Source organism: Halomonas ventosae (assembly GCF_004363555.1).
GTDB classification, from domain to species: Bacteria; Pseudomonadota; Gammaproteobacteria; order Pseudomonadales; family Halomonadaceae; genus Halomonas; species Halomonas ventosae.
In genome coordinates this window covers 44,442-63,392 of sequence record NZ_SNZJ01000010.1, presented here as the reverse complement: position 1 = coordinate 63,392, position 18,951 = coordinate 44,442, and the positions used below count along the sequence as shown (strand labels likewise).

The 18,951-nt window shown below is 68.4% G+C and carries 23 protein-coding genes; 9 read left to right on the top strand and 14 right to left on the bottom strand.

What is annotated here, in order from left to right; all coding sequences use genetic code 11:
- Positions 1 to 79 precede the first annotated feature (79 nt).
- Positions 80 to 529 (bottom strand): GNAT family N-acetyltransferase, encoded by a 450-nt coding sequence (locus DFP85_RS10255; RefSeq protein ID WP_133636191.1) that lies wholly within the window; start codon positions 527 to 529, stop codon positions 80 to 82.
- Positions 530 to 588: 59 nt separating this feature from the next.
- Entirely contained in the window at positions 589 to 2,334 is a 1,746-nt protein-coding gene (locus DFP85_RS10250) for a M14 family metallopeptidase (protein WP_133636190.1), read from the bottom strand.
- Positions 2,335 to 2,474: 140 nt separating this feature from the next.
- Between DFP85_RS10250 and DFP85_RS10245 the strand changes: the two genes are divergently transcribed.
- From DFP85_RS10245 to DFP85_RS10225, 5 genes are all read left to right on the top strand, one after another.
- On the top strand, positions 2,475 to 3,233 hold the full coding sequence (locus DFP85_RS10245; protein ID WP_133636189.1) for a VIT1/CCC1 transporter family protein: 759 nt from the start codon (positions 2,475 to 2,477) through the stop codon (positions 3,231 to 3,233).
- A 149-nt stretch (positions 3,234 to 3,382) separates the two neighbouring features.
- A complete protein-coding gene (locus DFP85_RS10240) occupies positions 3,383 to 3,820 on the top strand; it encodes a nucleoside deaminase (protein ID WP_133636188.1) in 438 nt (145 codons plus the stop codon).
- Between the two features lie 183 nt (positions 3,821 to 4,003).
- On the top strand, positions 4,004 to 4,507 hold the full coding sequence (locus DFP85_RS10235) for an Hsp20/alpha crystallin family protein (RefSeq protein ID WP_133636187.1): 504 nt from the start codon (positions 4,004 to 4,006) through the stop codon (positions 4,505 to 4,507).
- A gap of 65 nt (positions 4,508 to 4,572) precedes the next feature.
- The gene (locus DFP85_RS10230) at positions 4,573 to 5,037 is read left to right on the top strand and encodes a host attachment protein (protein ID WP_133636186.1); all 465 of its coding nucleotides are present in this window, start codon (positions 4,573 to 4,575) and stop codon (positions 5,035 to 5,037) included.
- A gap of 27 nt (positions 5,038 to 5,064) precedes the next feature.
- On the top strand, positions 5,065 to 6,177 hold the full coding sequence (locus DFP85_RS10225; RefSeq protein ID WP_133636185.1) for a CapA family protein: 1,113 nt from the start codon (positions 5,065 to 5,067) through the stop codon (positions 6,175 to 6,177).
- An 11-nt stretch (positions 6,178 to 6,188) separates the two neighbouring features.
- On the opposite strand, the gene DFP85_RS10220 is transcribed toward DFP85_RS10225, so the two are convergent.
- The 3 genes from DFP85_RS10220 to DFP85_RS10210 all read right to left on the bottom strand — a co-directional run bounded on the left by DFP85_RS10220 (position 6,189) and on the right by DFP85_RS10210 (position 8,451).
- Positions 6,189 to 7,343 (bottom strand): histone deacetylase family protein, encoded by a 1,155-nt coding sequence (locus tag DFP85_RS10220; RefSeq protein ID WP_243737267.1) that lies wholly within the window; start codon positions 7,341 to 7,343, stop codon positions 6,189 to 6,191.
- A 92-nt stretch (positions 7,344 to 7,435) separates the two neighbouring features.
- A complete protein-coding gene (locus tag DFP85_RS10215; protein ID WP_133636183.1) occupies positions 7,436 to 8,074 on the bottom strand; it encodes a DsbA family oxidoreductase in 639 nt (212 codons plus the stop codon).
- Positions 8,075 to 8,166: 92 nt separating this feature from the next.
- Positions 8,167 to 8,451, bottom strand: coding sequence for a ribbon-helix-helix domain-containing protein (locus tag DFP85_RS10210; protein ID WP_133636182.1), 285 nt, complete (start codon positions 8,449 to 8,451; stop codon positions 8,167 to 8,169).
- 241 nt (positions 8,452 to 8,692) lie between these two features.
- Here DFP85_RS10210 and DFP85_RS10205 point away from each other — a divergent pair, with 241 nt between their 5' ends.
- From DFP85_RS10205 to gloA, 3 genes are all read left to right on the top strand, one after another.
- Positions 8,693 to 9,262: a twin-arginine translocation signal domain-containing protein gene (locus tag DFP85_RS10205; RefSeq protein WP_133636181.1), complete on the top strand. Its 570-nt coding sequence runs from the start codon at positions 8,693 to 8,695 to the stop codon at positions 9,260 to 9,262.
- A gap of 54 nt (positions 9,263 to 9,316) precedes the next feature.
- Positions 9,317 to 10,900 carry a GMC family oxidoreductase gene (locus DFP85_RS10200; RefSeq protein ID WP_208108491.1) on the top strand — a complete coding sequence of 528 codons (1,584 nt, stop codon included), beginning with the start codon at positions 9,317 to 9,319 and terminating at the stop codon, positions 10,898 to 10,900.
- A gap of 75 nt (positions 10,901 to 10,975) precedes the next feature.
- A complete protein-coding gene (gene gloA / locus DFP85_RS10195) occupies positions 10,976 to 11,509 on the top strand; it encodes a lactoylglutathione lyase (protein WP_133636180.1) in 534 nt (177 codons plus the stop codon).
- Positions 11,510 to 11,516: 7 nt separating this feature from the next.
- Here gloA and DFP85_RS10190 read toward each other — a convergent pair whose 3' ends face one another.
- On the bottom strand, positions 11,517 to 12,458 hold the full coding sequence (locus DFP85_RS10190) for a 2-dehydropantoate 2-reductase (RefSeq protein ID WP_133636179.1): 942 nt from the start codon (positions 12,456 to 12,458) through the stop codon (positions 11,517 to 11,519).
- Between the two features lie 134 nt (positions 12,459 to 12,592).
- Between DFP85_RS10190 and DFP85_RS10185 the strand changes: the two genes are divergently transcribed.
- Positions 12,593 to 12,934 carry a zinc ribbon domain-containing protein YjdM gene (locus DFP85_RS10185; protein WP_133636178.1) on the top strand — a complete coding sequence of 114 codons (342 nt, stop codon included), beginning with the start codon at positions 12,593 to 12,595 and terminating at the stop codon, positions 12,932 to 12,934.
- A 3-nt stretch (positions 12,935 to 12,937) separates the two neighbouring features.
- On the opposite strand, the gene DFP85_RS10180 is transcribed toward DFP85_RS10185, so the two are convergent.
- The 8 genes from DFP85_RS10180 to DFP85_RS10155 form a co-directional block, all read right to left on the bottom strand.
- A complete protein-coding gene (locus DFP85_RS10180) occupies positions 12,938 to 13,840 on the bottom strand; it encodes a complex I NDUFA9 subunit family protein (RefSeq protein WP_133636177.1) in 903 nt (300 codons plus the stop codon).
- Between the two features lie 22 nt (positions 13,841 to 13,862).
- Positions 13,863 to 14,705 carry a nitrilase-related carbon-nitrogen hydrolase gene (locus tag DFP85_RS10175; RefSeq protein ID WP_133636176.1) on the bottom strand — a complete coding sequence of 281 codons (843 nt, stop codon included), beginning with the start codon at positions 14,703 to 14,705 and terminating at the stop codon, positions 13,863 to 13,865.
- A gap of 26 nt (positions 14,706 to 14,731) precedes the next feature.
- Positions 14,732 to 14,860: a hypothetical protein gene (locus DFP85_RS19210; protein WP_279512933.1), complete on the bottom strand. Its 129-nt coding sequence runs from the start codon at positions 14,858 to 14,860 to the stop codon at positions 14,732 to 14,734.
- Between the two features lie 76 nt (positions 14,861 to 14,936).
- Entirely contained in the window at positions 14,937 to 15,566 is a 630-nt protein-coding gene (locus tag DFP85_RS19100) for an MmgE/PrpD family protein (protein ID WP_243737266.1), read from the bottom strand.
- A gap of 2 nt (positions 15,567 to 15,568) precedes the next feature.
- Positions 15,569 to 16,249: an MmgE/PrpD family protein gene (locus DFP85_RS19095; RefSeq protein ID WP_243737265.1), complete on the bottom strand. Its 681-nt coding sequence runs from the start codon at positions 16,247 to 16,249 to the stop codon at positions 15,569 to 15,571.
- Between the two features lie 84 nt (positions 16,250 to 16,333).
- A complete protein-coding gene (locus tag DFP85_RS10165) occupies positions 16,334 to 17,194 on the bottom strand; it encodes a glycine betaine ABC transporter substrate-binding protein (protein WP_243737264.1) in 861 nt (286 codons plus the stop codon).
- A 94-nt stretch (positions 17,195 to 17,288) separates the two neighbouring features.
- Positions 17,289 to 18,167, bottom strand: coding sequence for a glycine betaine ABC transporter substrate-binding protein (locus DFP85_RS10160; RefSeq protein WP_133636174.1), 879 nt, complete (start codon positions 18,165 to 18,167; stop codon positions 17,289 to 17,291).
- Between the two features lie 49 nt (positions 18,168 to 18,216).
- On the bottom strand, positions 18,217 to 18,948 hold the full coding sequence (locus DFP85_RS10155) for an ABC transporter permease (RefSeq protein WP_133636173.1): 732 nt from the start codon (positions 18,946 to 18,948) through the stop codon (positions 18,217 to 18,219).
- Positions 18,949 to 18,951 lie beyond the last annotated feature (3 nt).

The window sequence follows — 18,951 nt, the reverse complement described above, 5'->3', positions numbered from 1 at the left end:
GGGGTAATGCTCTATTCTGGGGCCGGCAGTCACCCGTCCGTCAAGCGTGGCGCACGCCGGCGGCGCGATGCGCCCCTCGTCAGCCCCGGATCTCGGCGATGACCTCGCCGGTCTCCTCGCTCAGCCCCGTCTCCTGGAAGCCGAGGCTGGCATAGAAGTCCCGGGCGACCTGGTTGGTGGCCACATAGCAGATCGCGATGCGCTCGAAGGGGCCCAGCGCCCGGATCTCGTCCAGCACGCACTGCATGGCCCGGTACCCGATGCCTCTTCCCTGATGGTGTCGGTCGACCATGAGACGGAAGATGTTGTAGGCCGGCGGTCGGTCGTCGTGATCGAAGGATTCGTACATGAGAAAGCCGACCACCTCCCCGTCGCAATAGATGGCACGAGGCCGGTAGGTAGGATGCAGGCTCGATTCGGCAATGGAATAGAGGTTGTCAGCGACATAGCCACGCTGTGATGCCGTGACCTCCAGCGCAATGACGGCCTCGAAGTTATCGCGGGTGACGTCCCTCAGTGCGATGTCCATCGCCTGCTCCTCCCGTTGGGGGCATGACTCGCCGACTGGGGTGAGGCGTCGCGGCTACCTCAGGCAGGACCCGGTGCACCGGGTTCCCCGGGGATCGGTATCGTCCGCTGCACCTCACCCAGCCGCGGGCTGCCGACCCGCACGGTCACCTCGCCCTCGCCCAGGACCACCCAGCATACACGGGCCTGGTGGCTGTTGCCTCGGGAGCGCTGGAACCAGGGCATGTGGGCGGCGTCACCGAGGCCGCGGCCCCAGCCGTCCAGGTGCCCCAGCACTCGGCGGGCCCGATCGGGTTCATGCAGCCGGCAACCCCGGGCGGTGGCCTCGGCCTCCACGCCACTGTTCCAGGGGCGCTGGCGCGCGGCCTCCACGCCATGGCTCGGCAGGTAGCCGTGGTTGGCTATCGTCACGTCTAGCGCATGGGCGCCCTCGCCCAGCGGCGTGCAGTGCACCGCCTCGATCACCAGCCGCGGCATCAACGAGGCGACCTGCAGCCAGTAGGCCGCCAGGCCGTCGCAGATTGCCGGCAGGATTTCCGGCGGCGGGTTCCAGATGCCGAGGCACGCGTCCAGCCCGCCGACCTCCACCTCGCCCAGTTGGGGGTGTGTCAGCGGCCGCCAGTCACCGAACAGCCGCCGGCCATTGCCCACCAGGTCCCATTGCGCCAGTCGCTCCATCGCCTCGCGGTCCAAGGCGGTGTAGTGGTCGATGAAGCGCGCGGGACGGGGCAGGCCGAGGCGCTGGAAGAGGTCCCAGAGCTCGCAGACCTGGGCCAGGCAGCCGCGCTGGTGGTAGGCGAACTCGATGAGGTCGCCATGCAGCGGGGTCTCGGGCTCGTAGCTGAACTCCTCGTAGCTGCTCACGGTGGGGTAGCCGGTGAGCGACTGCGCCCAGGCGGCGAGCTGGCGGTAGAGCGCGAGGTCCTGCGGGGCCATGTCGCTGTCCGGGGCATCGACCGGCGGGCGGATGAAGACGCCGCCGAAGGTGTGCAGGTTGAGCCAGGCATAGAGGTTGGGGTGGGCGAGGGCGAAGTCGATGACGGCCCGGGTCTCGGGGGCGTCGCCGGGGTAGTGGCCGGCGCCGACCTGTTCCGGCTCGGGCCGCCATCCCCAGGGGAAGTTGCGGTTGAAGTCCGGGGTGTCGGCCAGCCAGTCGGGCTCGGGGATCGTCTCGCCGTCCCAGTGCTCGATCATCCCCTCGGGGTAGAGTCGCCAGTAGGGCGGCGGGTCCTCTACCCGGCGCGGCAGCATCAGCCCCGGATGGTCGGGGGAGGCGACGAAATCGCCCGCCTCGTCATGGCGGCGCAGGTAGCGGCAGCGGCCGTCGCCATCCAGGTCCTCGGCGTGCCAGCGCGGGCGGTCGGGGCTACCGGCGGTGCGCCGCGGGGCGGAGCGCACGAAGCCGCCCTGGCGCAGCACCTGCTCGGCACCGTCCGGGGAGAGGCGCGGGCAGATGTAGAACAGCACCTCGCGCAGCTGCCGGCACTGGTGCTCGGGCCAGCCCACTGGCAGGCACTCGGGGGCCAGGTGCAGGGCCAGCACCGTTTCCGCCACGGCCAGGGCGACGCTGGAACCGGCCAGCTCGGTGCCGTGCATGTTGCCGTCCACCCACACCGCGGGGCGCCGCCGGTCGGGCTCGGGGCCGAGGGTCAGCACCCAGAGGTCTCGTCCCTCGGGGCTGGTGCCGAGACTCTCCAGCCGGACCAGCTGCGGGTGGTCCCGGGCCCAGGTCTCGAGCTGGCCGGTCAGCGCCTCGTGGCTCAGGTAGCGGTGGCGGAAGGGGCCGTTCAGCGTGTCATGGGTCATGCCGAAGCCTCGCCGTGGCGTATTGCGCTGTCAGTATGGTGCATCCTTCGGGAACGGGACGTCGGCGATGGGCCTTACCCGTCTCGGGCCGGCTGTGCCAAGCTGGAGCCAGGATCAATCATGCATCGACGAGAGGCCCCATGAACGATCAGCGGCGCGAGGCGCTGGAGCACGAGCATCGCCCGGAGGTGATCGAGCGGCGGCTGCGCGCCCCCTCCCGGCTCCGGCACTTGCCCGATGCCATCCTCGGCGGTATCGACGGCTGCGTGACCACCTTCGCAGTGGTCTCCGGGGCCTTCGGCGCGGGGTTCTCGTCCACGGTGGCGCTGGTGCTGGGGGTCGCCAACCTGCTCGCCGATGGCTTCAGCATGGCGGTCAGCAACTACGAGGCGATCCAGGCCCAGCGCGAGCATGTCGAGGGGGTGCGCCGCACCGAGAACCACCATATCGACGAGGTGCCGGAGGGCGAGCGCGAGGAGATCCGCCAGATCTTCCGGCGCAAGGGGTTCGCCGGTGAGACCCTGGAGCGGGTAGTGGAGACCATCTGCAGTGACCGCAAGGTGTGGGTGGAGACCATGGTCTCCGAGGAGCACGGCCTGCAGACCGTGGGGCTTAGCCCGATGCGCTCGGCGCTGGCCACCTTCCTCGCCTTCCTGGTGGTGGGGACCATGCCGCTGCTGCCCTATGCGATCCCCGGGCTGGATACCACCCGGCAGTTTCTGGCGAGCCTGGCGGTGGCCGGGCTGATGTTCTTCCTGATCGGCATGGGCAAGAGCCTGGTCTACCACCAGCCGGTGCTGAAGTCGGGGCTGCGGACCCTGCTGATCGGCGGGGCCGCGGCGGGGCTGGCCTTCCTCACCGGCCATCTGGCGCAGGCGCTGTTCGGCGTGGGGCTGTAGGCCGTCCCGCCCGCCTTGATTCCTGGCACTTGCCAACCGGGTCTCTTACCCGCCCGCGAGGGTGAGCGGGACCCGGTTGGCCCGGACGCTGGCATGCTCGGGCCAGGGCGGCGTAGGCTGGGGGTATCGTCACGCCAGGGAGTCAACGAATGGATCGCTTCATGCAGGCCGCGCTCGAGGAGGCCCGCCATGGCCTCGAGGAAGGCGGCATCCCCATCGGCTCGGTGCTGGTGCACCGCGGAGTGGTCATCGGCCGTGGCCACAATCGTCGCGTGCAACTGGGCAGCGCGGTGCTGCACGGGGAGATGGATGCCCTGGAGAACGCCGGGCGCCATCCGGCCGAGACCTACCGCGAGAGCATCCTCTACACCACCCTCTCGCCTTGCCCGATGTGCAGCGGTGCCATCCTGCTCTACGGCATTCCGAAGGTAGTGATCGGCGAGAACCGCACCTTCCTGGGCGAGGAGGCCCTGCTGAAGGAGCGTGGCGTCGAGGTGGAGGTGCTCCAGGATCCCGAGTGCATCGCGATGATGGAGGGCTTCATCGCCGCCTCGCCCGAACTGTGGCACGAGGACATCGGCGAGTAGCGCCTGCTCGTAAGGGCATGACGAGAATCATGCTGATCTGGGTCAAGTCGGCCGGGCAGGGCTGGACTATCTTGATGCTGAGGCGGGCCTGCTCGAGGAACGGCAGTGGTGCTTGCCGGTATCCGGCACCTCGAGTATCCATCGGCTTCGCCATTCGTGATATGCATTCGAGGAGTCATCGACATGGCCAAGAAAGCGTCCAAGGATGTCCCGGTCTCGACCGAGAAGTCTTCCCAACCGGCGGAGTCCCGGGCGATGAGTCCGTTCCGGGAGTTCGATCGGATGCTCGATAGTTTCTTTGATCGCGGCTGGATGCCCTCACGCTGGGAGCACCCCCTCTGGCAGCGCTTCGCCGCCTTCGAGAAGGGCATGCCGAAGGTCGACGTCATCGACCGGGATGCCGAGGTGGTGGTGCGCGCCGAGGTCCCGGGCTTCGAGCGCGAGGAGCTCGATGTCTCGGTGACCGATGGCGCGGTGACCATCAAGGGCGACCACCGCGAGGAGAGCAAGGAGGAAGAGGGCGACTACTTCCACTCCGAGATCTCCCACGGCTCCTTCACCCGGACGGTTCCCCTGCCCAGCGAGATCGATGCCGAGAAGGCGGCCGCCAGCTTCAAGAACGGCGTCCTCGAGCTGACGCTGCCCAAGTTCAAGCAGGCCAACCGCCGCAAGGTCGAGATCAAGTAACCATCCGGGAAGCTCGGCAGGCCGGGACGCCCGGCCTGCCGGCTCCCCTCGCGTGAGGGAACGACATGGACACTACCTGGGTAGTGGTCGCCGATCAGGCACGGGCACGGCTCTTCTCGGCGTCCGACTCGAGAGGGCCGCTGGACGAGGTGGAGGACCTGGCCAATCCCGAGGGCCGCCTGCATGACCAGGATCTGAATGCCGACAGCCCGGGACGCGCCTTCGACTCCATGGGCGAGGGACGCCATGCCATGGGCAAGCACCATTCGCCCAAGGAGCAGGAGGCGATCCGCTTCGCCCATGAGGTGGCGGAGCGCCTGGCCGCCGGCCTGCACGACGGCGCCTTCCGGCACCTGATCATCAGCGCCGCGCCGCGCTTCCTGGGGCTGCTGCGCGAGACGCTGCCCGACGCCGTCGCGAAGTGCATCGTGCTCGAGCTGCACAAGGACCTCACCGCCCTGGGCCCCGAGGAGATCCGGGCCCACCTGCCGGAGCGGCTACCCCGGGCGCCCCTCTCCTCGCAGGGGTAGGGGCCGGGACCCGGATCGGGGAAGACGATGACCGGCGTGACCCTCTGGCTGACCGGCGACGTGATGACCGGCCGCGGCATCGACCAGGTCCTGCCGCATCCCGGCGATCCCCGGATTTTCGAGTCCTGCATGGCCTCGGCCGTCGACTATGTCCGGCTGGCCGAGCGCGTGACCGGCCCGATCCCGCATCCCGTCGACTTCCCCTACGTCTGGGGCGACGCCCTGGCGTGGCTAGAGCGCCAGGCGCCCGACCTGCGCCTGATCAACCTGGAGACGTCGGTCACCACCAGCGACGATGCCGAGCCCAAGGGCATCCAGTACCGCATGCATCCCGCCAATCTGCCGGTGCTGGCCGCGGCGGGGGTGGATGCCTGCGTGCTGGCCAACAACCATGTCCAGGACTGGGGACGACGCGGGCTATGCGAGACGCTGAAGGTGCTCGGGGAGGCTGGCTACTCCACGGCCGGTGCCGGCCTTGACCGGCGTCAGGCGAGGGTTCCGGCACGCTTCGAGGTCCCTGGCGGGCGGGTGCGGCTGCTGGCCTTCGGGTTGCCCAGCAGCGGCGTGCCCCTCGACTGGGCGGCCGGTGACGGCAGGCCCGGGGTCAACGTGCTGGACGACCTCTCGTCCGCTGCCGTGTCGACCATCGCCGCGGACGTCGCCCTTGGGCGCGAGCCTGGGGAGCTGGCCCTGGTCTCGCTGCACTGGGGCGGCAACTGGGGCTACGCGATCCCCGATGTGCACCGGGCGTTCGCCCACCGGCTGATCGACGAAGCCGGCGTGGACCTCGTCTGGGGCCACTCCTCCCACCATCCGCTGGGCATCGAGGTGTACCGTGGCAGGCTGATCCTCTTCGGCTGCGGTGACCTGATCAATGACTACGAGGGCATCACCGGCCATGAGGCCTTCCGCGACGACCTGGCCCTGCTCTACTTCCCTTCCCTTTGCCCCACGGACGGCCGCCTGGAACGGCTGGTCATGGTGCCCCTGCAGCGCCGCCATTTCCGTCTCGAGCGAGCCCCCCGCAAGGAGGCTGAGTGGCTGTACCGGATGCTGAACCGTGAGGGAAAGCCGCTCGGTACCCGGGTACGCCGCGATGGCCCAGACCGGCTGGTGCTCGAGTGGCAAGGCGAGCAGTGATGCCGCTCAACTCATGGGGTGCCTGATGGCTCGTCCGGACCGGCGTCGGTTGGAGTGCTCGGCGTATCCTCTTCGGCGACGAAGGCACTTCGATGGAAGGCCGCCGCGGCTTCCACCTCGGCGAGGCCGCGCTGGCCCGGCTCCGGTGGCTCATCGCCGGCCAGCACCTTCAGCACCGACCTGACGCCGCGCGACAGCGATATCAGGTTGTAACCGCCCTCCAGCACGAAGACCAGCCTGCCCCCGCACTGCCGACGTGCCAGGCTCTGCAGGATGCCGGTCATGGCGGAAAAACCGTCATAGGAGACATTCAGCGCCAGGTCATGGCTGTGGGGATCGAATCCTGCCGAGACCAGGATCAGGTCGGGTCGGAACCACTCGGCCGCCGGGACCAGGATCTCGTGGAAGGCCTTGAGATAGGCGGCGTCGCCGGCATCGGCAGGCAGGGGGACATTGATGATGGCGCCATCCCCGAGGCCCACCCCGACCTCCTCGAGGTTCCCCGTGCCGGGGTAGAAGGGAGAGGCTCGGTGGATATCGAAGAACAGCACATCCGGGTCGGCCCAGAAGATGTCCTGGGTACCATTGCCGTGATGGGCATCCCAATCGATGATCAAGACCCGCTGACAGCCGAGTACGGCCCGCGCATGGGCCGCCGCCACCGCCACGTTGTTGAACAGGCAGAAGCCGCGGGCGCGCACCGGTTCGGCATGGTGTCCGGGGGGCCTGACCAGCGCGAAGCTGCTCTCGGCGCGCCCTTCGACCACCGCTTCCACGGCGGCGATCGCGGTGCCGGCGGCGATCTCGGCGGCCTCGAGGCTGCCGGGTGACACGGCCGTGGTATCCACGTCCAGCCAGGCGTTCTTGCCGCGCAGCTGGTAGATGCTGTCGAGATAGGAGAGGGTGTGGACCCGTGCCAGCTGTTCGCGCGTCGCGACCATGCCGGCCTCGAAGGTCACCCCGGGGAGCGGCTCGAGGTCCAGCAGCTGACGGATGGCGGTAAGCCGGGCGGGGTGTTCGGGATACTTCCAGGGGACGCCCAGGCCCGACAGCAATGAGCGGACTCGCTTGTCAATGCGCCCCGGCAGGAAGGGCACCTCGATATTCGGCTCATGGGCCAGCATCCGCTCGTCATAGAAGGCGATCACGCTGTTCTGTTCGGCCACGGCAAGGCTCCCTGTTGTGCGCCGCATATGGGCGAGACCCTGCTACAGCATATCAGGGGGATGGCACCGTGGGGGGAGAATAGCCTATCACATCAGCGCATGGCATCGAGCAGGCGTTCCATCGCCAGGAACAGCTGACGGCGCGGCTGGGCACCCTCGAGCACGCCGGCGTGCTCGCCGTCCAGCGAGAAGCGCAGGCCCGGCACCCCGCCGATGCCGAGCTCCCGGGCGGTCTGCTGGTCGATCCGTACCTCCTGGCGAAAGTTGCCCTGGGCCAGGGCCTGGCGCAGGGCCTGGCCATCCAGTTCGAGCGTCTGCGCCTCGCGGACCAGTGCCTCGGGGTCGGCCAGGTCGAGGCTCTCCTCGAAGAAGCCGCGGAACAGCGCCGTGCGCATGGCGCCGTCGGCGCCGGGCCGGAGGGCCTCCTGGGTCCGGGCCCAGGCACTGGCCTCATGGGCCAGCCGCGAACGGGGCTGGAGGCGGGGCAGGCGCAGGGTCATGCCGCGCTCCGCGGCCATGGGATAGACCGCCCGTTCCCAGGTGTCGTGCAGGTAGTCGCCGTCGGGGTCGAGGGTCGGCTCGGGCTCGGGGCGCAGCTCGAAGGCGTGCCAGCGGATCGCCACGACGTCCCCGAAACGCTCTTCCAGGGCGTCGAGCTCCGGGACCTCCAGGTAGCAGAAGGGGCAGACGAAGTCGCTGAAGACATCGAGGGTAATGCGCGGGCGGGTCATCGGGTTCCTCCTGTGGCGATCCGGCAGACCCCGGGAGGATAACAGCGCGTCGCCCGACAGGACATGGCGGGAGGAGAGGGCGGACGGCGGTCTCAGGCGCTGCGGCTGGCCGGTTCGGCGCGAATGTGCAGGTGCACGGCGCAGGCGACCCTCAGCAGGGAGGCGAGGTTGGGTACCGCCCCCTTGGTGGCCATCACCTCCCCGTAGAGCTCGCTGATGAACTGCCCGGTGGAGAGTTGCTGGTTGCGGGCCAGGTGATCGAGGATCTCCCAGAACTCGTTCTCGAGTCGAACGCTGGTCACGCTGCCCTGCAGGCGCAGCGAACGGGTGGTGCATTCATAGCGTTGGGGATCGGTGGAGGCATAGACGTGGCACATGACATTCACTCCGCAGGAAACAGGGTGCCGGATCCGACCCGGCTCGTTCGACATTGCCCTCTGTGACCGTCCATGAGCATTAGACCATCGTCGATGTAGTAACCCGCTGTTACCCGTCCCGCGATGCATGGGCCTACTCTCCTTGGAGGTGGTCCGGTCCACCGTCAACTCCCTACAACAATAAGTCAGGCGCGGTTCACCCTCCCCGGGCGCTGCGCCATCCACCCCGGAGAGGTCAGCCATGAGTTCACCCACGATTTCCCGCCGCGTCTTTCTCAAGGCGAGTGGCGGCGTTCTGGCCGGCACCCTGGCCTTCGCCAGCGGCCCCATCGCGCTGCTGGCGCCCTCGCGTAGCTGGGCGATGCCGCTCGACAACCTGTCTTCCCGCCAGGGCGAGGCACTGCTTGCGGTCACCCGGCAGATCTTTCCCCATGCGGGCCTCGAGGATGCCGTCTACGCCCACGTGGTGAAGACCCTCGATCGCAAGGCCGTCGAGGGCGCGCTGCTCACCACCCTCGACGAAGGCATTGCCGAGCTCGACAGGTCCGCCGGCGGTGACTGGCTGGCGCTGGACGACGCCGCGCGGCTCGAGCACCTCGCTCCCATGGCCGGCACGCCCTTCTTCGAGGCCATCCGTGGCGATGCGGTGGTCTCGCTCTACGACAATCCCCTGGCCTATGCCCACTTCGGCTACGAGGGCGCGGAGGGCGACGGTGGCTACCTGAGCAAGGGCTTCAATGACCTCACCTGGCTGCCCGACCCGCCGCAGCCCGAGGGCGGCTACCTGCCCTTCGAGGAACCGACGGCCTGACGTGACCGCCGAGCGACCGTCGACCAGTACAACAACGCATGTGGAGACGCCAAGATGGCAATGACCGACAACCAGAAGACCTTTGCCCATGACGATGCCAGCGTCGTCGTGGTGATCGGGTCCGGCGCGGGGGGCGGTACCCTGGCCAACGAGCTGGCCCAGCAGGGCATCGATGTGGTGGTACTGGAGGCCGGCGCCCTGCACACCACCGCGGACTTCCTGGCCGACGAGTGGGCCTCCTTCGCCCAGCTCGCCTGGCTCGATACACGTACCACCTCGGGCAGCTTCCGCCTGGCCAGGGACTTTCCCAACCTCCCGGCATGGATCGTCAAGTCGGTGGGCGGCACCACCGTGCACTGGGCGGGGGCGAGCCTGCGCATCCAGCCCCACGAGTTCGCGGCGCTGACGAATTACGGGGAGATCGAGGGTGCCAACCTGCTCGACTGGCCGCTCACCTACGACGACCTGGCGCCCTACTACGACCGCGCCGAGCAGCGCATGGGAGTCACCCGCACCAACGACAACAAGGGGCTGCCCGGCAACAACAACTTCAAGGTGATGTACGCTGGCGCGAAGAATCTCGGCTATTCGTGCAATACCGGGCATATGGCCATCAACAGCGCGCCGCGCGACGGACGCGCCGCCTGCCAGCAGCGCGGCTTCTGCTTTCAGGGCTGCAAGACCGGCGCCAAGTGGTCGACCCTCTATACCGAGCTGCCCGAGGGCATTGCCACCGGCCACCTGGAGCTTCGCCCGGAGTCCCACGTGGCGCGCATCGAGCACGATGACAGCGGCAAGGTCACGGCGGTGGTCTACTTCGATGCGGAAGGCAACGAGCAGCGCCAGCAGGCGCGGCTGGTGGCGGTGGCCGGCAACTCCCTGGAGACGCCGCGCCTGCTGCTCAACTCGGCTAGCACGCTGTTCCCGGAGGGGCTCGCCAACGGTTCGGGCCAGGTGGGGCGCAACTACATGCGTCACATGACCGGCTCGGTCTACGCCACCTTCGACGAGCCCGTGCACATGTACCGCGGCACCACCATGGCCGGTATCGTCTCCGACGAGGCAGGCCATGACCCCACGCGGGGCTTCGTCGGCGGCTACGAGATGGAGACCCTGGCCCTGGGCCTGCCCTTCATGGCCGCCTTCCTCGACCCCGGTGCCTGGGGGCCTCGCTTCACCGGCGCGCTCGACCAGTACGAGAACATGGCCGGCATGTGGCTGGTGGGCGAGGACCTGCCCCAGGAGAGCAACCGCGTGACCCTCAACCCCGACGTCACCGACCGCTACGGGCTGCCGGTGGCCAACGTCCACTACGACGACCACCCCAACGACATCGCCATGCGCGAGCACGGCTACCGTCAGGGCGCCGAACTCTATCGCTCGGTGGGGGCCCGGGACATCTACGAGGTGCCGCCGTACCCATCGACCCATAACCTCGGCACCTGCCGGATGAGCGAGCGCCCCGAGGATGGCGTCTGCAACGCCTATGGCCAGGCCCACGAGATCCCCAACCTCTTCATCTCGGACGGCAGCCAGTTCACCACCTCTGCAGCAGAGAACCCCACCCTGACCATCGTGTCGCTGGCCATCCGCCAGGCCGAGCACATCGGTCAGCTGATGCGGCAGGGCGAGGTCTGACGCGCGTCCATGACGCGCCCGGCGTTGGCGGGCGCGTCACTGGTTCCTAGGTATCATCGATCAAGGAGTTGCGACATGAGCTTTGCAGGTGAGCAGTATCCCGGCGTCCAGGCGCCGCCCCCCGAGACCGAGTGCTTTCGCCTCAACCACACCATGCTCAGGGTCAAGGACCCCGAGGCATCCCTGGGCTTCTATACGCGGGTGTTCGGCATGCGGGTGCTGCGCCGGCTCGACTTCGAGGAGATGCAGTTCTCGCTCTACTTCCTGGCAAGGCCGGAAGCCGGCGAGACCGTCCCCGAGGTGACCGGCGAACGCACCGTCTGGACCTTCAGCCAGCGCGGCGTGCTGGAACTGACCCACAACTGGGGGACCGAGCGCCAGCAGGGGCGGATCTATCACGACGGCAATGCCGAGCCCCAGGGCTTCGGCCACATCTGCTTCTCGGTACCGGACCTGGAGGCGGCCGAGGCCTGGTTCGACGCCAACCAGGTGGAGTTCGTCAAGCGCTCGGACCAGGGCAAGATGAAGGACGTGGTCTTCGTCAAGGACGTCGACGGCTACTGGATCGAGGTCGTCCAGGCCGACCGGCTCTCCGCCCTGGGCGACTGAGCCCGCGCTACCTGGAGGCACCGTCTCCGCGTGCCGCCCGCTCCTGGGGCAGCAGGGCGGCATGGATCATGGCGTTGACCGGGGTGGGGACGCCGGCCTCGCGGCCCAACCGCACCACGGCACCGTTCTGGGCCTCCAGCTCGGAGGGGCGGCCCGCCATGATGTCGCGCTGCATGGAGGCGGTGCTTTCGGCCGGCAGCGCGTCGATGAACGTCATGGCCCGCGCCACCGCGTCCTCGGGCAGCGCCACCCCTCGGGCCCGGGCCACCGCCTCGATCTCGGCGAGCAGGCGCTCGGTCAGCGAGCGGGTCTCGGGGAGCGTGCGGGTTACTCCGATGGGCGCCCGGGTGACGGCCCCGATGCCGCTCATCGCGCAGATGAACAGGAACTTGCTCCATACCGCGGCCTGGATGTCGTCGGGCATCTCGGCGCTGACGCCCGGGGCGCAGTCCAGGGCGTCGCGCAGCTGCCGTGCCCGGTCATCCTGACCGGGGTGCCGGGTGCCCAGGCGCACGAAGGGCGAGACGCCCGCATGGCGGATGCGCCCCGGCCCCTCGCGCCAGGCGAGGATGCCGCACAGGCCGTCGAGCACCGGCGCCTCGCCGAGCACCTCGGCCAGGGTGTCGGCCGCCTCGACGCCGTTCTCCAGCGGCAGCACCAGGGTCCCGGGGCCGACCATCGGCCTGATCGCCTCGGCGGCCTCGCGGACCTGCCAGGCCTTCACCGCCACGATCACCGCGTCCACGATGCCTAACTCGGCCGGGTCGTCGGTGGCTCTGGCCGGGGCGAGGGTGACGTCGCCCTCGATGCTGGATACCGCGAGGCCGTGGTGGCGGATCGCCGCCAGGTGCTCGCCCCTGGCGATGAAGGTGACCTCCTCGCCGGCCTGTGCCAGGCGGGCGCCGAAGTAGCCCCCCACGCCGCCGCTGCCCATGATCGCGACCTTCATCCTCTCTCCTCGTTCTGTGGGTGATGGCTCCCTTGAGCATACCGCCATGGGCGCGTCGCGGCGATGGCGGAACTGGAGCGACGGGGCCGAGCGGTGTAGGCTTGCCGCCCTCTTTCACAGCACAGGACCCGATCATGAGCGACCTGCCCAACTGCCCCGAGTGCGGCTCCGCGTTCACCTACGACGATGGCATCCAGCTCGTCTGCCCGGAGTGCGGCCACGAGTGGTCGAGAGACGCCGGTGCCGAGCCGGCCGTGGAGGAGGCGATGGTCCGCGATGCCAACGGCAACCCCCTGGCCGACGGCGACACGGTCACGGTGATCAAGGACCTCAAGGTCAAGGGCAGCTCCTCGGTGGTGAAGGTCGGGACCCGGGTCAAGAACATCCGCCTGGTCGACGGCGACCATGACATCGACTGCCGGATCGAGGGCATCGGGGCCATGAAGCTCAAGTCCGAGTTCGTCAAGAAGGCCTGAGGGTCAGTTCCGTGGCAGGCAGGCGGGCAGGCTCTCGCGCAGCGAATGGGGCAGGATGCCCAGGTCCTGGAAGCCGCCGACGTCCTCGTTGGCGACGTTGTCCGCCTGCATCAGGATCACCTGGTCGCGGGTCAGCGGCGGGCCGGGCAGCCAGGTGGCCAGGGCCGCCAGCAGCCGCCAGGCGAGGAAGGGGAGCGGCACCAGCGGTCGCTCGCGCTGCAGGTGGGCGAGCAGCGTCTCGAGGACCTCGCGGTAGCTCAGCACCTCGGGGCCACCGAACTCGAAGAGGCGCCGCGCGGTGGCGGGGTGGCCGGTGAGCCGGGCGATGGCCCGCGCCACGTCCACCACGTGTACAGGCTGCAGCCGGGTCGTGCCGCGCCCGAACAGCGGGACCAGCGGAAGCCGGGTGAGGCCCTCCAGGCCGGTCAGGAAGGCGTCACCGGGGCCGAACAGCACGCTGGGCCGGACGATGATCGCCCGGGGCATCGCCTCCAGCACCGCATCCTCGCCCCGGGCACGGGCCCGCACGTAGGCCGAGGCGGAATCGTGGCGGGCGCCGATCCCCGAGACCAGTACCAGCCGCTCGATGCCTGCCGCGCGGGCCCGGCTGGCCAGCCGCCCGGCCCCCGTGACATGGATGGCCTCGAAGCTGGTATCGCGGGTCTCGACATAGAGGCTGACGGCGTTGACCACGGCGCTGGCGCCCGAGAGGGCCGCCTCGATGCTCGCCTCGTCGCGCAGGTCCGCGGTGGCGAGTTCCACCGGGTCGCCGTCCTCCCGCCAGGCGGGCAGCGCCGGGTGGCGAGCGGCGATACGCACTGCGCGGCCTGCCTCGACCAGCTCGCGGGCGATGGCGTCGCCGAGAAAGCCGGTGCCGCCGAAGACCGTGACCGGACCCTCGCGCATCATCGCCCTCCAGCCTGGCCGCTCACCGGAAGCCGGCCATCAGCTCGCGCACCAGCGGCGTGTCGGCATCGCGGTGGGTGGGCAGCTCGAAGCGGGCCCGGGCGATGGCGGTGCGTGACAGCTCGGCGGTGATCAGCGTCTCGCGCTCCTCGGCCTCGGCCAGCAGCTCGCCGCGCGGGCCGAGGATGCGCGACCCGCCCCAGAAGTGGCTCTGCCCCTCGGGGCCGAAGCGGTTGGCCATGATCACCGGCGTGCCGTAGGTCATGGCGTAGAAGCGCACGTTCAGGGCCCAGTTCTGCTCGTTGGAGAAGTCGTCGCTGACGATGCCCGAGGCCGAGTTGATCGGCGCGCAGAGCACCGTGGGGCGGCGCAGCAGGGCGGCGTGGACCAGTGCCGGGTTCCAGAGGTCGGCGCAGATCAGCTGGGTCGCCGACCAGCCGGGGCGCACCGGGGTATGGGTGAGCTCGCTGCCATGGGTGAACCACTTGCCCTCCTCGAGGCCGCCGTAGGTGGGTAGGTTCAGCTTGCGGTGCACCGCGGCGATCTCGCCGTCCTGGAGGATGGCCAGGGCGTTGTAGTACTCGCCCGGGCTCGCTTCCTCGACGAAGCCCACCACCGTCTGCATCTCGCGGCAGGCCAGGGCCAGCTCGCGCAGGCGGGGATCCTCCAGCGGCATGGCCACCTGCATCACCCGGCTGCCCAGCCCGTAGCCGGTCAGCGAGAGCTCGGGGAAGACCAGCAGCTCGACCCCTTGGTCGCAGGCCTCCTGGATGGTGTCGAGATGCTGGGTCAGGTTGGCATCCACCTCGCCGAGGGTGGCGTTGGCCTGGGCGGCGCCCACTCGCAGGCGGTCTTGATAGTGCATGATCGGAGCTCTTGGTGGAGGGGATATCAGTCCGTGGATCGGTCGTTGTCGGCGGAGCGAGCCATCGCCCGCTTGACCAGCCGGAACAGCAGCCAGTGCAGCACCGCCAGCACGGTCAGGGCTCCGCCCATCATCAGCAGGAAGGAAGTCGTCATCGCAGCGGTCTCCGGTGGTGTGGCGTCATGCTAGCGAGACGGTGGCCGGGCGTCGATGCCCCGCCACCGTCTCGGGTCATTCCCTGCCGGGCGGCCCGAGCAGGGTAAGCAGGTCACCGACCGGGCGATCCTCCAGGGACAGGATCACCTCCCGCAGGGGGCCGGCCCGCTCGCCGAGGACCGGGTCGGCCAGCGCATGAAACTTGGTGGTGAGCGCCTCGTCGGGCAGCGGGTTGTGCGGGTTGCCCAGGGCCTCGCACGGCGCGCTCTCCAGCACCCGGCCATCGCTCAGGTGGAGTCGCGCCAAGGCCCATCGCTCGGCGGGGAAGCGTGCATTGAAGGTCGCATCCTCGTGGATCTCGACCCTTGCGGCCAGTGTTCTGAGGTCCGGGGCGTCGAGAACGGTGACGGCCTCGGCGTCCAGGCTGCCGCGGGCGAGGGCGGCTGCTACCGACCAGGGCAGGCTGTACTGGGCCTGCTCGGTGGTGGCCGGGTGCACCACATGCAGGCGTTTGGCCTCGTGGAAGGTCGCGACCTCGATATGCGAGATGTCGGCCGGGTCCTGGATCTGCTCGCGCAGCGACAGCACTGCTTCCACCGCCGGCTGGGCCCAGCGGCAGACCGGATAGGCCTTGAAATACTGCTCATGCAGGTACCAGCGGCGCCCCAGGTCGGCCCAGGTCGCCTCGACCTCCGGGGTGGTCACGGTCAGCGCGGGGCGCCGGTGAAGCCGTCGCGCGCCAGCAGGGCGGCGGACAGTCCGGTCATGGCGCCCCAGCCGGAGCCGTCCTTGAGCATGGCGGGGTGGTCGATGCAGCGCATCATCTGGCATCGCGGCCCATAGAACTCGGCGATGCCCAGGGCATGATGCAGGCGGTTGGTGTCGAGACCCATCAGTCGCCCGGCCACGGCGGCCACGCCCAGGGCGTTCCAGGCCCCGGACGTGTGGTAGTCCGGGCTGGTGGCATGCAGGGCGATACCGGCCCGGGTGGCAACCTCGTAGCCGAGGGCCAGCAGGGCCAGGAAGTCGCGGCCCGACAGGGCCTCTACCTCGGGCAGGGCAAGCAGTCCCGGCAGCAGGGCGACCCCAGCATGTCCCTTGGTCAGCACCTGGCCGTCGTGGGCGTCCAGGGCATCGATCAACCAGGCGCCGTGCAGGGCCACTCCGGTGGGTGAGGACCGGCCGGCGGCGAGGAGCAGTGGCCGATCCCCGCCATGCTGGGTGACAACGAAGCGGCGCGCATGACCGGCAAGTTCGGTCCGGGTGGCCCCGGCGGCCACGCCGGCAAGGTCCAGCACGCAGCGCTTGGCCTGGGTGAGCAGGGCTCGGTCGAAGGCGGCAAGGTCGGTACCGTGGATCCAGTCCACGGGAGCATGGGTGGTGGGCATCGGAAGCTCAATGTCGCTCATGGGTCGGATACACGAAGGCCGCCCGGGGGCGGCCTCGATGCGTGTGCCGGCAGTGTCCGGGGGTTACAGCAGCTCGTTCTCTTCGAGGAAGGATTGGGCCACGTCCTCAACACTTTCTTTCTTGACATCGACTTTGGCATTAAGTCTTGCCATGGTCTCGTCGTCGAGTAGTGCCGATAGCGCATTCATCTGCTCTGCGAGGTCGGGATTTGCCTCCAGCGTCTCCTGGCGTACCACCGGGGTCAGGGCATAGTCAGGGAAGAACTCACGATCATCCTTCAGCACCGTCAAGTCCAGTGCCGGGATTCGGCCATTTGTTGCGGTGGTCATGGCTACGTCTACTTCTCCCTGGTCAAGTGCAGGAAGAGTGAGCCCTTGATCCATACGCTTGACATTGCGTCTGCCGAACTCGAATCCGTAGGTCTCCTGCATCGGGCGAAGTCCATCATCACGGGAATAGAATGTCGCATTCGAGGCTAGTACCAATTCATTTCCTGAATTGATGGTTTCGGCAAGGTCCGAAATAGAGGTGATGCTAAGCTCTTGCGCATGGTCCTCGCGCATGGCCAGCGCGTAGGTGTTGTTGGCCTCGGAAGGCTCCAGCCACACCAGGCCCTTTTCGGCATCGAGCTCCTTGACGCGCTGATATGCTTCTTCAGGTGTCAACTTCTCGGTCACCTTGTTGTAGCTGATCAGTGAGGTGCCGGTGTACTCCCAATAGAGGTCTACCTGTCCGCTTTCCTGCGCCTGGCGAAGCACAGAAGTCCCCATTCCCGAGCGCTCATCGACATCGTGGCCTTTGGCCTCAAGGTACTGGACCGTCATGTCGGCCAGGATCAGCTGTTCGGTGAAGTTCTTGCCGCCGACGGTAATTGTCTCGGCTTGCGCCATCACTGATGTAGCAGCCATCACGGTGCCGGTCATGACTGCTTTCAAGATGTGTTGCATAGAATTGCACTATCTCTTGTTGAAAAACGCCCGCCCCTCTGGAGCGGGCCTGTGGAGCGTATCGTCCTGATTACAGCAGCTCGTTCTCTTCGAGGAAGGACTGGGCCACGTCCTCGATGGTCTCGCGCTCGACGTCGACCCGGGCATTGAGCTCGGCCATGGTCTCGTCGTCGAGCAGGCTGGAGAGCGCGTTCATCTGCTCGGCCAGCTCGGGATTGGCCTCCAGGGTCTCCTGGCGCACCACCGGGGTCAGGGCATAGGCCGGGAAATAGCCCTTGTCGTCCTCGAGCACGCGGAAGTCGAAGGCCGGGATGCGGCCGTCGGTGGCGAAGACCAGCCCCACCTCGACGTCGCCGTCGCGCAGGGCCGGATAGACCAGGCCGGAATCCATGCGCTTGACGTCGTCGCGGCTGACGCGGAAGTCGTAGGCCTGCTGCAGCGGCCGCCAGCCATCCTCGCGGGCATAGAACTCCGCGTTCAGGGCGAAGGTCAGCTCCTCGCCGTCATTGACCGCCTGGGCCAGGTCGGAGAGGGAGGCGATGCCGCGCTCCTCGGCGTCCGCCTCGCGCATGGCCAGGGCGTAGGTGTTGTTGGCCGCGGAGGGCTCCAGCCACACCAGGCCCTTCTCGGCGTCGAGTTCCTTGACGCGCTCATAGGTCTCTTCGGGGCCGAGGCGTTCGGTGACGTCGTTGTAGTTGATCAGCGAAGTGCCGGTGTACTCCCAGTAGAGGTCGATCTGGCCGTTCTCCTGGGCCTGGCGCAGCACGGCGGAGCCCATGCCGGCGCGGTTCTCCACGTCGTAGCCGAGGCCCTCCAGGTACTGGCTGGTCATGTTGGAGAGGATCTGCTGCTCGGTGAAGTTCTTGCCGCCGACGGTGATCTCGGCAGCGGCGGTGGTCATGGCGCCGGCCAGGGCCAGGCCGGACAGGGCAGTCATCAGGCGTTTCATGAGTCTTTCTCCTCGTGTGGCTTCAGATGGTCTAGCACGGTTCGAACGATCAGGCGCGCGACGGGTTGACCCCGCGCGGCACCACCAGGAAGGCGACGGTGGCGATCAGGGCATCGACGACGATCGCCAGCAGGGCGGTGGGAATGGCGCCGGCCAGCATCATCACCGGATCGTACAGGTCGATGCCGGTGAAGATCAGCTCGCCCAGCCCCCCGGCGCCGATCAGGAAGGCCAGCGGCACGGTGCCCACGTTGATGGTCAGGGCGGTACGCATGCCCGCAAAGATCACGTAGAGGGCGTTGGGCAGCTCCACCCGCAGCAGGCGCTGGGTCGCCGACATGCCGATGCCGGCGGCGGCCTCCATCAGCGCCGGATCGACGCCCTTGAGCCCGGCATAGGTGTTGCGGGTGATCGGCAGCAGGGTGGCGACGAACAGGCCGAACACGGCCGGTACGGTGCCGATGCCCAGGAAGCTCATGGAGAGCGCCAGCACCGCGAGGGTCGGGATAGTGGTACCGACGTTGAGCACCTGCATCAGCGATTCCGCCCAGCGGGTCATGCTCGGGCGCGACAGCACGATGCCCAGCGGGATGGCCACCAGGATCGCCAGGCCGCCGGAGATCGCGGTCAGCCACAGGTGCTGGATGGCCAGGTACTGCACGTCGGGCAGGTACCACAGGAAGTCATCGATGACCCCGCTCGACTGGCTCCATACCCCGGCGAAGAAGATCGCCACCAGCAGGAGTGCACGCAGGGCCCCTTTCAGGCTCTGGATCGGCATCGG

Bases quoted from the DNA above. Each gene is read 5' to 3' on its own strand.
- DFP85_RS10160 (WP_133636174.1), bottom strand. From the start codon at position 18,167: ATGAAACGCCTGATGACTGCCCTGTCCGGCCTGGCCCTGGCCGGCGCC.
- DFP85_RS10230 (WP_133636186.1), top strand. From the start codon at position 4,573: ATGGACACTACCTGGGTAGTGGTCGCCGATCAGGCACGGGCACGGCTC.
- DFP85_RS10235 (WP_133636187.1), top strand. From the start codon at position 4,004: ATGGCCAAGAAAGCGTCCAAGGATGTCCCGGTCTCGACCGAGAAGTCT.
- DFP85_RS10205 (WP_133636181.1), top strand. From the start codon at position 8,693: ATGAGTTCACCCACGATTTCCCGCCGCGTCTTTCTCAAGGCGAGTGGC.
- DFP85_RS10155 (WP_133636173.1), bottom strand. From the start codon at position 18,948: ATGCCGATCCAGAGCCTGAAAGGGGCCCTGCGTGCACTCCTGCTGGTG.
- DFP85_RS10250 (WP_133636190.1), bottom strand. From the start codon at position 2,334: ATGACCCATGACACGCTGAACGGCCCCTTCCGCCACCGCTACCTGAGC.
- gloA (WP_133636180.1), top strand. From the start codon at position 10,976: ATGAGCTTTGCAGGTGAGCAGTATCCCGGCGTCCAGGCGCCGCCCCCC.
- DFP85_RS10165 (WP_243737264.1), bottom strand. From the start codon at position 17,194: ATGACCGGCACCGTGATGGCTGCTACATCAGTGATGGCGCAAGCCGAG.
- DFP85_RS10245 (WP_133636189.1), top strand. From the start codon at position 2,475: ATGAACGATCAGCGGCGCGAGGCGCTGGAGCACGAGCATCGCCCGGAG.
- DFP85_RS10210 (WP_133636182.1), bottom strand. From the start codon at position 8,451: ATGTGCCACGTCTATGCCTCCACCGATCCCCAACGCTATGAATGCACC.
- DFP85_RS19210 (WP_279512933.1), bottom strand. From the start codon at position 14,860: ATGACGACTTCCTTCCTGCTGATGATGGGCGGAGCCCTGACCGTGCTG.
- DFP85_RS10225 (WP_133636185.1), top strand. From the start codon at position 5,065: ATGACCGGCGTGACCCTCTGGCTGACCGGCGACGTGATGACCGGCCGC.
- DFP85_RS10175 (WP_133636176.1), bottom strand. From the start codon at position 14,705: ATGCACTATCAAGACCGCCTGCGAGTGGGCGCCGCCCAGGCCAACGCC.
- DFP85_RS19095 (WP_243737265.1), bottom strand. From the start codon at position 16,249: ATGCCCACCACCCATGCTCCCGTGGACTGGATCCACGGTACCGACCTT.
- DFP85_RS10180 (WP_133636177.1), bottom strand. From the start codon at position 13,840: ATGCGCGAGGGTCCGGTCACGGTCTTCGGCGGCACCGGCTTTCTCGGC.
- DFP85_RS10240 (WP_133636188.1), top strand. From the start codon at position 3,383: ATGGATCGCTTCATGCAGGCCGCGCTCGAGGAGGCCCGCCATGGCCTC.
- DFP85_RS10215 (WP_133636183.1), bottom strand. From the start codon at position 8,074: ATGACCCGCCCGCGCATTACCCTCGATGTCTTCAGCGACTTCGTCTGC.
- DFP85_RS10190 (WP_133636179.1), bottom strand. From the start codon at position 12,458: ATGAAGGTCGCGATCATGGGCAGCGGCGGCGTGGGGGGCTACTTCGGC.
- DFP85_RS10200 (WP_208108491.1), top strand. From the start codon at position 9,317: ATGGCAATGACCGACAACCAGAAGACCTTTGCCCATGACGATGCCAGC.
- DFP85_RS10185 (WP_133636178.1), top strand. From the start codon at position 12,593: ATGAGCGACCTGCCCAACTGCCCCGAGTGCGGCTCCGCGTTCACCTAC.
- DFP85_RS10255 (WP_133636191.1), bottom strand. From the start codon at position 529: ATGGACATCGCACTGAGGGACGTCACCCGCGATAACTTCGAGGCCGTC.